Below are 12,959 nucleotides of genomic sequence, written 5' to 3'. Positions count from 1 at the left end.
GCAAACACCGAGATGCGCCGGAGGGACGCAGCACCCCATTCCGCCTGAAAGACCCGCCTGGATCATGTCCGACCTGAGCCTTCCCGTCTCGGCGCTACAACGCAGCCAGACCCAGCTCCCGGTGAGCGCCTATTTCGATACCGATCTGTTCCAGCGCGAGCAGGCCAGCATCTTTCAGCGAGGGCCCCGCTACGTCGGCCATGCACTGGCCGTGCCGGAAGTTGGCGACCACTACGCGCTGCCGCAGGAGGGCGGAGGCCGCGCGTTGGTGAGGTCGTCGCAAGGCATCGAGCTGCTCTCCAACGTCTGTCGCCACCGCCAGGCGTTGATGCTGAAGGGCCGCGGCAACACCCGGGCCAACATCGTCTGCCCGCTGCACCGCTGGACATATTCACACCGGGGCGAGCTGATCGGCGCACCGCATTTCGACCAGGACCCCTGCCTGAACCTGAACCGCTACCCGCTGCGGGAATGGAACGGCCTGCTGTTTGAGGACAACGGCCACGATGTCGCCGCCGAGCTGGGCCAGTTGGGCCCGCGCGCACAGCTCGACTTCACGGGCTACGTGCTCGACAAGGTGCAGGTCCACGAGTGCAACTACAACTGGAAGACCTTCATCGAGGTCTATCTGGAGGACTACCACGTCGGCCCCTTCCACCCCGGCCTGGGAGGCTTCGTCAGTTGTGACGACTTGGCCTGGGAATTCGGCAAGCACCACTCGGTGCAGACAGTCGGCGTCCAGAACGAGCTGGAGCGCCCCGGCTCGCCGGTCTACCAGCGCTGGCACGACGAGCTGCTGAAGTTCCGCCAGGGCCGCCCGCCGGAAGCCGGCGCAATCTGGCTGACCTACTACCCGCGCATCCGGGTCGAGTGGTATCCGCTCGTGCTGGTCGTCTCGACGCTGCACCCGGTGTCGCCGCAGAAGACGGTCAACCTCGTCGAGTTCTACTACCCCGAGGAGATCGCCGCCTTCGAGCGCGACTTCGTCGAGGCGCATCAGGCTGCCTATATGGAGACCTGCGTTGAAGACGACGAGATCGCCGAGCGCATGGATGCCGGCCGCAAGGCCTTGATGCTGCGCGGCGACAACGAAGCCGGCCCCTACCAGAGCCCGATGGAAGACGGCATGCAGCATTTCCACGAGTGGTACCGGACCGAGATCGGCGCGCCACTCTGATGCCAGCGCCCCTGCTCATGGTGGCAGCGACGTTGTTGTTCGCCACCATGGGCGTCTGCGTCAAGCTGGCCAGCGAGTTCTACGCGGCCAGCGAGATCGTCATGTATCGGGGCCTGGTCGGCATGCTGATGATGGCCCTGCTCTGCCGGCGGCAGCGCATGAGCCTGAAGACCACCGTGCCGGGCATGCACCTGTGGCGCAGCGTTTCCGGCGTCACGTCGCTGTGCCTGTGGTTCTATGCCATCGCGGAGCTGCCGCTGGCCACAGCGATGACGCTGAACTACATGTCCTCCGTCTGGATGGCGCTGTTCCTGCTCGGCGGCGCCGTGCTGATGGGTGCGCAGAAGCTCGACTGGCGGCTGATGGCCTCGGTACTGCTCGGCTTTGCCGGCGTCGCGCTGATCCTGCGCCCGACGCTGGACCAGCAGCAGCTCTGGCACGGCATGGCCGGCCTGCTGTCGGGCATGCTGGCCGCCATGGCCTACCTACAGGTGACGGCTCTCGGCCGCGCGGGTGAGCCGGAGCTGCGCGTCGTCTTCTACTTCTCGGTGGGCGGCTGCGTGGCCGGCGCCGCCATCACGGCCGTCACCCAGGGCGGCCTGCAGGCCCACTCGCTGTGGGGCGCCGCCCTGCTGCTCGCCGTCGGCGTGCTGGCCACCACCGCCCAGGTCTGCCTGACGCGCGCCTACGGCACCGGCAAGCCGCTCGTGAATGCCTGCCTGCAGTACCTGGGCATCGTCTTTTCCTTCATCTACGGCATGCTGCTGTTCAAGGACCCGCTGACCTGGCACGCCACCGTCGGCATGCTGCTCATCATCGGCGCCGGCCTGGCCGCGACGTTGCTGCGCAACAAGGTCGCCCCGCCGCCCAAAGACAGTCAGTTCAACCCCGCCGAGTCATGACCTACACGACGCTGATCACCCCCACCGAGCTGCGCGACCTCGCCAACCCGCTGATCCTCGAGGCCAGCTTCGACCTCGCCGACACCGACGCCGGTGAACGCGCCTACACGGCCGGCCACATTCCGGGCGCCCACTACCTGCACCTGGACCGCGATCTGTGCGGCGACAAAACCGGCCCGGACGGCACCTTCCGTGGCCGCCACCCGCTGCCCGAGCGGTCCGACTTCGCCGCGCTGATGCGCCGCCTGGGCCTGGCCGCCGGCCGCCAGGTCGTGGCCTACGACCGCCAGGGCGGCCCCTACGCCGCGCACCTGTGGTGGATGCTGCGCTGGCTGGGCCACGCCGAGGTGGCCGTGCTCGATGGGGCCTGGGATGGCGAACTTTGCACCACAGTCCCGGCTCCCACGCCCACCGACTGGCAGCCGGGCCCTTCGCTGGCCGGCCAGATCGACGCCGCCACGCTGCTGAAGAAGCTGGGCCAGGTCAGGCTGATCGACGCCCGCGCTGCCGAACGCTTCCGCGGCGACGTCGAGCCGCTGGACAAGGCCGCCGGACACATCCCGGGCGCCAGCAACCGCTTCTTCAAGGACAACCTCGCCGCCGACGGCCGCTTCAAGCCGGCCGCCGAGTTGCGCGCCGAGTTCGCCGCACTGTTGGCGCCCTACCCGGCCGACCAGATCGTGCACCAGTGCGGATCGGGCGTCACGGCCTGCCACAACCTGCTGGCGATGGCCCATGCCGGCCTCGGTGAACCGCTCGGGGGCCTGCTCTATCCAGGTTCATGGAGCGAATGGTCCGCGGACCCGGCGCGCCCGATTGCAAAGGCTTGATCTCCGACAAGCAATCCCGGGCCTGATGGTCCACACTGGGGTCTTCCACAACGACTGGAGGACCGAATGTTCAAGCGCATCCTCGTCCCGACGGACGGCTCCGACATCACCATCAACGCCGTCAACACCGCCATCGAGCTGGCGAAGGCGCACGGCGCCCAGCTGTTGACGCTGAGCGTCATGGAGCCTTTCCCGTACAGCGCGGTCTCCGAGATCCAGCCCGTGCCGCCGCAGGAATTCATCGACGCCCAGCTGCGCGTGGCCACGCAGCGTGTCGAGGCGGTCAGCGCGGCCGCCGCCGCACAGGGCCTGTCATGCAAGGCCCACACCATCGAGGCCCTGCACGCCTGGGAGGCCATCATCGATCACGCCAAGGCCGAGTCCGTCGATCTCATCGTCATGGCCTCACACGGCCGCCGCGGTGTCGCCGCGCTGCTGCTCGGCAGCGAGACGCAGAAGGTGCTGACCCACACCGACCTGCCGGTGCTGATCGTCAAGTAAAGCCGGCCAGCCTTCGCGCCGGCGGCGCGCTCAGTGCGCGTGCGAGCCGTGCAGCAGCTCGGACACAGTGAGGGACACCCCCAGGCCCACCGCCAGCCAGGCCACCTGGGCGAAGGTCTCGCGCCAGGCCAGGCGCTGCTGCAACTGGGGCAGCAGGTCGGCCACCGAGATGTAGATGAAGCTGCTGGCGGCCAGCACCAGCAGATACGGCAGCACGCCGTCGAGGCTGCCGATCAGGAAATAACCCAACACGCCGCCGACCACCGCGGCCATGCCGGAGATGGCGTTGAACAGCAGCGCCTTGGCGCGGCTGAAGCCGGCGTTCAGCAGCACGATGTAGTCGCCCACCTCCTGCGGGATCTCGTGCGCCACGATGGCCAGCGCCGTCGCGAAGCCCAGTGAGGTGTCGGCCAGGAAAGCCGCCGCGATGATGGCGCCGTCGCAGAAGTTGTGGATGCTGTCGCCCACCAGCACGGTCAGCCCGCCGCGGCCCGCTTGCTCGGCGTCGAAATGATGATGGTGATGGTGCCCGTCGCCCTCGTGATGGTGGACGTGGCGATACAGCTCTACCTTCTCCAGCAGCCAGAAGAACAGCAGGCCACCCAGCAGCACGGCGAACAGCGTCTGCGGCGGTGCGGTATGGCTTTCAAAGGCTTCGGGCAGCACGTTCAGCAGCGAGGTGCCGAGCAAGATGCCGGCAGACAGGCTGACGAGGCTCTTCACGAGGCGTGTCAGCACGGCCACGGTCAGGCTCGCGGCGACGAGCACCGACAGCAGCCCGCCCGCAAAGGTGGCGAGCACGATATAGGTCAGGGTCATGGAAAAGGCGGGAAAGCAACGGGCCGCTGCTGCGGCCCGAGGGCGGTCAGCGTAGCAGAGCCGTCAAACGACCCCATGCCTGCTGAACCAGGCCAGGCATTTGGCCCAGCCATCGTCGGCTGCGGCCTTGCGGTAGCTGGGCCGGTAGTCGGCGTGGAAGGCATGCGGCGTGTCGGGATAGACGACAAACTCGCTCCGGACGTTGCCGGCGGCCTTGAGCGCGGCTTCGAGCTGGGTCAGCGTCTCGACCGGGATGCCGGTGTCGGCCGCGCCATACAAGGCCAGCACCGGGACCTTGATACCGGCGGCGCGCTCGATGATGGTCTTGTCACCGGCGAAGTAGTTGCGCGCCACCGGCCCGTACCAGGCCACCGCTGCGCCCAGTCCGCGGTTGTGTGCGGCATAGGACCAGCTCGTGCGGCCGCCCCAGCAGAAGCCGGTGATTCCCAGCCTGGCCGTGTCGCCGCCATGGGCCGCGGCCCAGGCGACGGCCGCGTCGAGGTCGGCGTTGACCTGGGCGTCGGACGCCTTGCTGACGACCTCGCTGATGAGCTTCGGGATGTCCGTGTAGGCGCGGGCATCGCCGTGGCGCACGAAGAACTCGGGCGCGATGGCCAGATACCCCAGCTTGGCGAAGCGCCGGCAGACGTCGGCGATGTGCTCGTGCACGCCGAAGATCTCGCTGGCCACCAGCACGACCGGCAGGTTCTTCTTGCCGGCGGGCTGGGCGCGGTAGGCCGGCATCTTGAAGTCGCCCACCGGGATGGTGACCGAGCCGGCCTCCAGGCCTGCCGTGTCGGTGGTGATGGCTTGGGCCGTCACCGGCAACACGGCGGCGGCGAAGCCACTGCCCACGGCCGTCTGCACGAAACCGCGGCGGCTGAAATCGCGCCCGGGCACGAGGCTGTCGATCTCTTCCTTCAACATGGGCACTCCTGAAATGACGATGGCGGGGGGGTCAAATTTTGCCCCGACAATCCGCGCCCATGACGACGCGCCCCGACTCAGTCACCAGCCTTTGGGCCTCCATCGACATCGGTTCCAACAGTTTTCGACTCGAACTGGCCCGCCTTTCCGGCGAGCGCTACCAGCGCGTCAGCTACATCAAGGAGAACGTCCGCCTGGGCGCCGGCCTGGATGCCCAGGGCATGTTGACCGAGGCCGCCATGCAGCGCGGCCTGGCCTGCCTGAAGGCGTTTGGCGAGCAGCTCGTGGGGATACGGCCCGAGCGCATCCGGGCCGTCGCCACGCAGACGCTGCGCGAGGCGCGCAACCGCAATGCCTTCCTGGCGCGCGCGCAAGCCGTGCTGGGTCACTCCATCGAAGTCATCGCGGGTCGCGAGGAAGCGCGGCTGATCTTCGCCGGCGTCGCGCGCCTGCAGCCGTCGACCAAGCCGCGCCTGGTCATCGACATCGGCGGGCGCTCCACCGAGATGATCCTGGGCACCGGCCGCAAGCCCGTGCTGGCCGAATCGTTCGGCGTCGGCAGCGTCGGGCTGTCGCTGCGGTTCTTCGGCGATGGCCGCTACACCGCCGAGGCATTCCGCGCCGCCCAGGTCGCCGCCGGGGCCGAGCTGGAGGAGGCGCTGACGCTGTTCCGCCCCGAGCTCTGGCAAGAAGCGCTGGGCTCGTCGGGCACGGTGGGCGCGGTGTCGCAGCTGCTGGCGGCCTCCGGCCAGACCGATGGCCGCATCACGCAGGACGCGCTGCGCTGGTGCGTCGAGCAATGCCTGGCCGCAGGCTCGCAGGACAAGCTGCAACTGCCCGGGCTCAAGGACGACCGCCGCCCGGTCGTCGCCGGTGGGCTGTGCATCCTCTACACGCTGCTGACGCAGTTCGGCATCAAGGAGCTGCTGCCCACCAAGGGCGCGCTGCGCCAGGGCGTCATCTTCGACCTGGCCGAGCGCCTGCAGCCCAGCGGCGCGGCCGACCCGCGGGCCACCTCGGTCAGCGAGCTGCAGACGCGCTTCGCCGTCGACATCGCCCAGGCCGACCGCGTGGCCGAGCAGGCCGAACGCCTCTATCGGCAGATCGAACCCAAGCCCCAGGCCGAGCTGCTGCGCGAACTGCGCTGGGCCGCAGCCCTGCACGAGATGGGCATGCTGGTCTCCCACCACGACCACCACCGCCACAGCGCCTATTTGCTCGCCCATGTCGACGCGGCCGGCTTCTCCACCAACCAGCTGCAGCGCCTGGCGGCACTGGCGCTGGGCCAGCGCGGCGGCCTGCGCAAGATGGAGGCCCAGCTGGCCGACACCAGCCTGCTGGCACAACTGATCGCGCTGCGCCTGGCCGTCATCCTCTGCCATGCGCGCACGCCGGTCACGGCGGACGGCCTGCTGCTGGAGCGCCATGCCAAGCAGCTGACGCTGCGCTGCCCCAAGAGCTGGTCCACCGGCCACGCGCGCACACGCTACCTGCTCAAGGAAGAGGGCGAGGCCTGGGCGCGTACCGGCATCATCGAGCTGGCGCTGGCGTAACGGCCCGCAACAAGCGGCCTGCTGTCACGCGCTGACAGCGATGCTCGCGAGGATGGATTCCCCCCAACCTGCGCGAGACACCGCCATGCTGAAGACCTACACCGGCAGCTGCCACTGCAAAGCAGTCCGTTTCGAAGTGGACCTCGACTTGGCCGCCGGCACGGGCCGCTGCAACTGTTCGATCTGCACGAAGACGCGCAACTGGAGCGCCAGCGTCAAGCCCGATGCCTTCCGCCTGCTGGCAGGCGCCGACGCGCAGACCGACTACCAGTTCGGCTCGAACTGCATCCACAACCTGTTTTGCAAGACCTGCGGCGTCAGGACCTACGGCCACGGCCACATCGAGGAGATGGGTGGCGCCTTCGTGTCGGTGAAGGTGAACTGCCTGGACGATGTCACGCCCGCGGAACTGGTGAGCGCGCCGGTGCAGTATTTCGACGGCCTGCACAACAACTGGTGGAACAAGCCGGAAGAGACGCGCCATCTTTGAAGCCCCTTGCCCGAGGGGAAGGCGGGCCGCCTCAGCTAGCTAGTTAGAGCGCGTCCGGCCCCTGCACCGCGTGCAGCGTCACCTCGGGCTGGCCATCGCGCTGGCGCCAGCGGAGCCACCAGACGGCGCCCTTCTTGACGGCCCAGTCCTGCTCGACGCCAGCCAGCAAATGCGCGGCCAGCTGGCCCAGCGTCGGCTGGTGGCCGCACAGCAGCACCGGCTCGGCCGACCTGGGCCAACGCGATGCCTCGACAAGGGCGGAAAAGGGTGCGTCCGGCGCGATGGACGGCACGATGCGAACCTCGCGCCCGAGCGCCTCAACCGTCTGGCGACAGCGCAGGGCCGGGCTGACGAGGACACGCGTGGTCGCCGCCAGGCGGTGGTTCAGCCAGGCGGCCATGCGCCGCGCCTGGCGCTCGCCCTTGGGCGTCAGTGCGCGCTGCAGGTCGTCCTGGCCCGGCACGGCGATCTCGGCTTCGGCGTGGCGCCAGAGGATCAGGTCCATGACGCGCCTACTCGCTGTACCGCCGCATCAGCGCCTGCTGCGCGCTGACGGTGCCCTTGACATCGACGCGTGCCGAGCGGCCGTCGGGGCCGAGCTGCCAGGCGTCCATGGTGTCGTGCAGATAGGGCTGCAACGCCTCGTCGATGACGCGCTGGCGCAGCCGCGCGTCCTGCACCGGCCAGGCCACCTCGATGCGGCGGAACATGTTGCGGCTCATCCAGTCCGCGCTGGACAGGAAGAGGGCCTCGCCCGGGTCGGCCTCGGTCGGCGCGGCCCAGCGGAAATAGCAGACCCGCGAATGCTCCAGGAAGCGGCCGACGACAGAGCGTACGACGATGTTGTCGCTGACGCCGGGCAGGCCCGGCGGCAGCATGCAGGCGCCGCGCACGATGAGGTCGACCTTGGCGCCGGCCTGGGCTGTGCGCAGCAGGCCATGGATGAGCTCGGCGTCGGTCAGCGCATTGATCTTCACGACCACGCGCGCCGCCTTGTAGCCGGCCAGCGCCGCAGCCTCCACCTGGGCCAGCAGCTCCAGCATGCGGCTGTGCATGTTGAAGGGCGCCAGCAGCATGCGCCGCGACACCTTGAACTTGCCCAGCGAGGCGAGCTGGCGGAACACCGCGTCGGCGTCGAAGGTCAGGTCGGCGTCGGCCGTCAGCAGGCCCAGGTCGGTGTAGAGCCGCGCGGTCTTGGGGTTGTAGTTGCCGGTGGAGATATGGCCGTAACGGCGCAGTTTGCCACCCTCGCGGCGTGTGATCAGCAGCAGCTTGGCGTGGGTCTTGTAGCCGACGATGCCGTAGACCACCTGGGCGCCCACGGCCTCCAGGCGCTCGGCCCAGTTGATGTTGGCCTCCTCGTCGAAGCGCGCCTTCAGCTCGACGACGGCCATCACCTCCTTGCCGCGCCGCGACGCCTCGATGAGCAGGTCCATCAGCTCGGACTTGGCGCCGGTGCGGTAGATGGTCTGCTTGATGGCCAGCACGTCGGGGTCGTTGACCGCCTCGCGCAGCATCTGCACGACGGGGTCGAAGCTCTCGAACGGATGGTGCAGCAGCACGTCGCCCTTCCTGAGCTTGTCGAAGATGGACTTGTGACGCGGCAGGCGGCGCGTCGGCCACGCGGGCTCGAAGGGTTTGAAGCGCAAGCCCGGCGCGTCGGTCAGGTCGATGAGCTCGTTCAGGCGCACGAGATTGACGGGGCCGTTGACGCGATACAGCGCCGCCTGCGGCAGGCCGAACTGCTCGAGCAGGAACTCCGACAGCTCGGCCGGGCAGGTGTTGACGACCTCCAGCCGCACCGCGCGGCCGAAATGGCGCGTCGTCAGCCCCGATCGAAGCGCATGGCGCAGGTTGGCGATCTCCTCCTCGTCGACCTCCAGGTCGGAGTCGCGCGTGACGCGGAACTGCGAGAACGCCTCCACCTTGCGTCCCGGGAACAGCTCCTCGAGGTGAGCGCGGATGACACTGGTCAGCAGCACATAGGCCTGGCGGCCGTCGGAAACGCTGGCCGGCAGCTTGATGACACGCGGCAACACGCGCGGCACCTTGACGATGGCGATGCGGTTGTCGCGGCCGAACGCATCCTTGCCCGACAACCGCATGATGAAGTGCAGTGACTTGTTGGCCACCTGCGGGAAGGGGTGGGCCGGGTCCAGCCCCACGGGCACCAGCAGCGGCTTGACCTCGCGCTCGAAGAACTTGGCGACCCAGTGCCGCTGCGGTTCGTCGCGGTCGGCGTGGTTGAGCACGACGATGCGTTGCTTGAGCAGCAGCGGCATGACCTGCTCGTTGAAGATCAGGTACTGCTCGTCGATCAGCGTGTGCGCCGCACGGCCGACACGCTCGACATCCTGACCGGTGACGGTGCTGAGCGGGTCACGCGCGGCTTCCAGCATGTCGGCAAAGCGCACCTCGAAAAACTCGTCGAGGTTGCTCGACACGATGCAGATGTAGCGCAGCCGCTCCAGCAGCGGCACGTCCTCACGCTGGGCCTGGGCGAGCACGCGCCGGTTGAATTCAAGAATGGCCTGTTCGCGGTTGAGCAGCTTCAGCGGGGTCGGGTCGGTCATGCTCAAAAGTGTATGAAGCTTGTGTGACAACGCCTTGAAGCCGGGCTCGGATAATCGCGCCATGCATTTGATGATCCCCAATGCCAGCGCGCTGGATGAAGCCGCGCGGCATGCGCTGGCCGGCCTGGCCCTGCCCAACCTGGCCGCACAGCTGGCCCGGCTGAGCCAGGCCGAGACCTGGGGCAGCGACGAGCTCTCCCCCCAGCCGCCCCACCACCTCGCCGAGGCCGCGCTGCGCCAGCAGGCCGAACCCAGCGCGGCGGCCTGGGCGGTGGACGCCGGCCCCGAGCTGGCCTGGGCGCTGATGAGCCCGGTGCACCTGGCCGTCGGGACCGATGGCGTGGACGTGCTGCCGCCCGCGGCCCTGCAGCTCTCGGAATCCGACGCGGCCCGCATCGTCGGCGTGCTGCGCGAGCTTTGGCCCGAAGCCGAAGGCTGGCAATGGCGGCTGCTGGACGCCACCCGCTGGGCCATTGGCCATGCCAGCGCACTGGACGGCTTGAATGGCCTGGCAGTGGCCAGCATCGAGCGCGCCGCCGGCCGGCCCGTCGAGCCCTGGCTGCCCGACAGTCGCGTGCTGCGCCGCTGGCAGAACGAGGCTCAGATGCTGCTGCACGGCCATGCCTTGAACATCGAACGTGAAGCCCGCCGCGAACACGCCGTCAACTCGGTCTGGATCGGCGATATCGGCCGCAGCAACGGCCAGGCCGCCGGTGTGACCGTCGACCCGCGCCTTACCGAGCCGCTGCAGAACGGTGACCTGGCCGCCTGGGTCGAGGCCTGGCAGCGCCTGGACGCAGGCCCGCTGAGCCAGCCGCTGACCAGCCTGACGCTGTGTGGCGAGCGCCTCGCGCGTCGTTTCACCGCCCAGCCGCTGTCGCTGATGGGCAGGCTCAAGCGCCGGTTCCAGTCGCCCGACGTGGCAGCCGTGCTGGAGGCGCTGTGAATTCGCCCAGGCTGGTCGAGAGAGACGTGCCGCCGCGCACCGCCTGGGCGCTGGAGCAGGCCGGCATCGCGCCACTGCTGGCCCGCCTGCTGGCCGCGCGCGGTGTGCGCGAAGCCGTGGAGCTGGATGAAAGCCTGCAGCAACTGCTGCCACCCGCCGGCTTGAAGGGTCTGCCCGAATCCGCCCGGCTGCTCGCCGACGCCATCCAGGCGGGCGAGCGCATCGTCATCGTGGCCGACTACGACTGCGACGGCGCCACCGCCTGTGCCGTCATGCTGCGCGGCCTCAAGCTGCTTGGCGCCCGGCATGTCGGCTATGTCGTGCCCGACCGGGCCGTGCATGGCTATGGCCTCACGCCAACCATCGTCGACCTGGCGCTGGAGCAGCAGCCCGCGCTGCTCGTCACGGTGGACAACGGCATCGCCAGCCTCGCCGGCGTGGCGCATGCGCGAGCACGCGGCTTGAAGGTGCTGGTGACCGACCACCATCTGCCGGCCGTCATCGACGGCGTGGTCGTCGTGCCCGACGCCTCGGCCATCGTCAACCCCAACCAGCCCGGTTGCACATTCGCCAGCAAATCGCTGGCCGGGGTGGGCGTGGCCTTTTACGTGCTGATGGGCCTGCGCGCCGAACTGCGCGCGCGGGGTGCCTTCCAGGAGGTGCCGCGCCTGGACGGCCTGCTCGACCTCGTCGCGCTGGGTACGGTGGCCGACGTCGTCAAGCTCGACGCCAACAACCGCCGCCTGGTCGCGCAAGGCTTGAAGCGCATGCGCGCCGGCCGCGCGCAGCCCGGCGTGATGGCGCTGTTCAGCGCGGCCAAGCGAGATGCGTCCAAGGCCCAGGGCTTCGACCTCGGCTTCGCGCTGGGGCCGCGCATCAACGCCGCCGGGCGGCTGGCCGACATGACGCTGGGCATCGAGGCGCTGACCACCGACGACCCCGAGCGCGCACTGGCGCTGGCGATCCAGCTCGACACCATCAACCGCGAGCGGCGCGAGATCGAGAGCGGCATGCGGGACATGGCGGAGGCACGGCTGGATGCGCTTGTCGAGGCGCTGTCGGGCGCCCTGCCCCCGGCCGTTGCGCTGTTCGACGCCGACTTCCACGAGGGCGTCGTCGGCATCGTCGCCTCGCGCATCAAGGACCGGGTGCACCGCCCGACCTTCGTCTTCGCACGCGGCGCCGACGGGCAGCTCAAGGGCTCCGGCCGCTCCATCCCGGGGTTTCATCTGCGCGATGCGCTGGACCTGGTCAGCAAGCGCGAGCCGACGCTGCTGGCCAAGTTCGGCGGCCATGCGATGGCGGCCGGCGCGACGCTGGCGCAAGGCGACGTCAGCGACGTCAACCGCTTCGCGCTGGCCTTCGCCCGCGTCGCCGAGGAATGGTTGAACGAGCAAGACCTGACCCGCACGCTGCGCCACGACGGCGCGCTGCCGGTGGAAGCCGCAACGGCCGAGACGGCGCGGCTGCTGGACGCCCAGGTCTGGGGCCAGGGCTTCGAGGCGCCGGTGTTCTGCGACCGCTTCGAGCTGATCTCGCAACGCCTGGTCGGGGAGAAGCACCTCAAGCTGCGCCTGCGCCAGGGCGGCAAGCTGATCGACGCGATCTGGTTCAACCACGTCGACATGCTGCCCGAGCGCATCATGCTCGCCTACCGCCTGTGCCTGGATGAATGGCAGGGCCAGCAGCGGGTGCAGTACGTCATCGAGGCCTGCGCCTGAGCCTCTCGGCCCGGAGAAGAGGTAGCTTGCCCGTGCTGTAGGCCGCGCTGCAGCGGGCGTGGAAGTTGGCCCTGGCTGACACGGCCGCCGCGGGCCCGCCAGCACAAGTTCGCGCCGCGGGACTGGGTGGAGCGCAGGTTCCGCCGCCCGCCCGCGCGGCAGCCGCCGGCTGGCCGACATGCAGACCCGTGTCGAAGCAGGCTGAACCCCACCCAGCCCGCGCGCTGGATCGACGGTGGCATCCTGCTGGCTCGCTACTCCGTCTATCTGCCGCGCGCCCCCCAGCGCACGCCTGAGCTTCACGCAGCGCCTCCGCAAAGCCCCTGGCGGGAACGCGCCAGGGGCTGCACCGATAATTCAGGGGTGAATATCCTGTCCGTGAGCACGAACGCCGACCTGCACTGCCACTCGGTCATCTCCGACGGCACGCTGACACCCGAAGCCCTGGCCGAACGCGCCAAGGCCGCCGGGGTCGAGGTGTGGTCGCTGTGCGACCACGTCGGGATCGGCGGCGAGGGCC

General features: G+C 69.2%; 13 protein-coding genes. 9 read left to right on the top strand and 4 right to left on the bottom strand.

From position 1 onward, the window contains the following. Positions 1–64 precede the first annotated feature (64 nt). From ACT6S0_RS15505 to ACT6S0_RS15490, 4 genes are all read left to right on the top strand, one after another. A complete protein-coding gene (locus ACT6S0_RS15505; protein ID WP_444764703.1) occupies positions 65–1,177 on the top strand; it encodes an aromatic ring-hydroxylating oxygenase subunit alpha in 1,113 nt (370 codons plus the stop codon). Further along, positions 1,177–2,079 (top strand): DMT family transporter, encoded by a 903-nt coding sequence (locus ACT6S0_RS15500; protein WP_444764702.1) that lies wholly within the window; start codon positions 1,177–1,179, stop codon positions 2,077–2,079. Before ACT6S0_RS15505 ends, ACT6S0_RS15500 begins: the two co-directional genes overlap by 1 nt. Further along, positions 2,076–2,909, top strand: coding sequence for a sulfurtransferase (locus ACT6S0_RS15495; RefSeq protein ID WP_444764701.1), 834 nt, complete (start codon positions 2,076–2,078; stop codon positions 2,907–2,909). The genes ACT6S0_RS15500 and ACT6S0_RS15495 overlap by 4 nt, the downstream gene beginning before the upstream one ends. A 66-nt stretch (positions 2,910–2,975) precedes the next feature. Beyond that, positions 2,976–3,410, top strand: a complete 435-nt coding sequence (locus ACT6S0_RS15490) for a universal stress protein (protein WP_056263629.1) — start codon at positions 2,976–2,978, stop codon at positions 3,408–3,410. Between the two features lie 30 nt (positions 3,411–3,440). Here ACT6S0_RS15490 and ACT6S0_RS15485 read toward each other — a convergent pair whose 3' ends face one another. Together ACT6S0_RS15485 and ACT6S0_RS15480 are read right to left on the bottom strand one after the other, a co-directional pair. Beyond that, entirely contained in the window at positions 3,441–4,229 is a 789-nt protein-coding gene (locus ACT6S0_RS15485) for a ZIP family metal transporter (RefSeq protein WP_444764700.1), read from the bottom strand. A 63-nt stretch (positions 4,230–4,292) separates the two neighbouring features. Next, entirely contained in the window at positions 4,293–5,156 is an 864-nt protein-coding gene (locus ACT6S0_RS15480; protein WP_444764699.1) for a dienelactone hydrolase family protein, read from the bottom strand. Positions 5,157–5,215: 59 nt separating this feature from the next. Between ACT6S0_RS15480 and ACT6S0_RS15475 the strand changes: the two genes are divergently transcribed. Beyond that, positions 5,216–6,709 (top strand): Ppx/GppA phosphatase family protein, encoded by a 1,494-nt coding sequence (locus tag ACT6S0_RS15475; protein ID WP_444764698.1) that lies wholly within the window; start codon positions 5,216–5,218, stop codon positions 6,707–6,709. Positions 6,710–6,794: 85 nt separating this feature from the next. After that, positions 6,795–7,199 (top strand): GFA family protein, encoded by a 405-nt coding sequence (locus ACT6S0_RS15470; RefSeq protein WP_444764697.1) that lies wholly within the window; start codon positions 6,795–6,797, stop codon positions 7,197–7,199. Between the two features lie 43 nt (positions 7,200–7,242). On the opposite strand, the gene ACT6S0_RS15465 is transcribed toward ACT6S0_RS15470, so the two are convergent. Together ACT6S0_RS15465 and ppk1 are read right to left on the bottom strand one after the other, a co-directional pair. After that, on the bottom strand, positions 7,243–7,704 hold the full coding sequence (locus ACT6S0_RS15465; RefSeq protein ID WP_444764696.1) for a SixA phosphatase family protein: 462 nt from the start codon (positions 7,702–7,704) through the stop codon (positions 7,243–7,245). Between the two features lie 7 nt (positions 7,705–7,711). Next, positions 7,712–9,772: a polyphosphate kinase 1 gene (gene ppk1, locus ACT6S0_RS15460; RefSeq protein WP_444764695.1), complete on the bottom strand. Its 2,061-nt coding sequence runs from the start codon at positions 9,770–9,772 to the stop codon at positions 7,712–7,714. Between the two features lie 61 nt (positions 9,773–9,833). On the opposite strand from ppk1, the gene ACT6S0_RS15455 reads away from it, so the two are divergent. The 3 genes from ACT6S0_RS15455 to ACT6S0_RS15445 all read left to right on the top strand — a co-directional run. Continuing rightward, a complete protein-coding gene (locus ACT6S0_RS15455; protein ID WP_444764694.1) occupies positions 9,834–10,718 on the top strand; it encodes a hypothetical protein in 885 nt (294 codons plus the stop codon). After that, on the top strand, positions 10,715–12,439 hold the full coding sequence (gene recJ, locus ACT6S0_RS15450; RefSeq protein WP_444764693.1) for a single-stranded-DNA-specific exonuclease RecJ: 1,725 nt from the start codon (positions 10,715–10,717) through the stop codon (positions 12,437–12,439). The genes ACT6S0_RS15455 and recJ overlap by 4 nt, the downstream gene beginning before the upstream one ends. Positions 12,440–12,811: 372 nt before the next feature. Next, the coding region (locus ACT6S0_RS15445) for a PHP domain-containing protein (protein ID WP_444764720.1) at positions 12,812–12,959 on the top strand (148 nt) is incomplete at its 3' end.

The sequence above is a fragment of the Roseateles sp. genome (genome assembly GCF_052436255.1).
Lineage (GTDB): Bacteria > Pseudomonadota > Gammaproteobacteria > Burkholderiales > Burkholderiaceae_C > Pelomonas.
The sequence above is the reverse complement of the archived record's forward strand: the minus strand, read 5'-3'. Positions and strand labels throughout refer to the sequence as shown.

Excerpts from the sequence above, each read along its gene's own strand:
- ppk1 (WP_444764695.1), bottom strand. The coding sequence starts at position 9,772 with ATGACCGACCCGACCCCGCTGAAGCTGCTCAACCGCGAACAGGCCATT.
- ACT6S0_RS15500 (WP_444764702.1), top strand. The coding sequence starts at position 1,177 with ATGCCAGCGCCCCTGCTCATGGTGGCAGCGACGTTGTTGTTCGCCACC.
- ACT6S0_RS15495 (WP_444764701.1), top strand. The coding sequence starts at position 2,076 with ATGACCTACACGACGCTGATCACCCCCACCGAGCTGCGCGACCTCGCC.
- ACT6S0_RS15485 (WP_444764700.1), bottom strand. The coding sequence starts at position 4,229 with ATGACCCTGACCTATATCGTGCTCGCCACCTTTGCGGGCGGGCTGCTG.
- ACT6S0_RS15455 (WP_444764694.1), top strand. The coding sequence starts at position 9,834 with ATGCATTTGATGATCCCCAATGCCAGCGCGCTGGATGAAGCCGCGCGG.
- ACT6S0_RS15465 (WP_444764696.1), bottom strand. The coding sequence starts at position 7,704 with ATGGACCTGATCCTCTGGCGCCACGCCGAAGCCGAGATCGCCGTGCCG.
- ACT6S0_RS15480 (WP_444764699.1), bottom strand. The coding sequence starts at position 5,156 with ATGTTGAAGGAAGAGATCGACAGCCTCGTGCCCGGGCGCGATTTCAGC.
- ACT6S0_RS15505 (WP_444764703.1), top strand. The coding sequence starts at position 65 with ATGTCCGACCTGAGCCTTCCCGTCTCGGCGCTACAACGCAGCCAGACC.
- ACT6S0_RS15475 (WP_444764698.1), top strand. The coding sequence starts at position 5,216 with ATGACGACGCGCCCCGACTCAGTCACCAGCCTTTGGGCCTCCATCGAC.
- ACT6S0_RS15490 (WP_056263629.1), top strand. The coding sequence starts at position 2,976 with ATGTTCAAGCGCATCCTCGTCCCGACGGACGGCTCCGACATCACCATC.
- ACT6S0_RS15470 (WP_444764697.1), top strand. The coding sequence starts at position 6,795 with ATGCTGAAGACCTACACCGGCAGCTGCCACTGCAAAGCAGTCCGTTTC.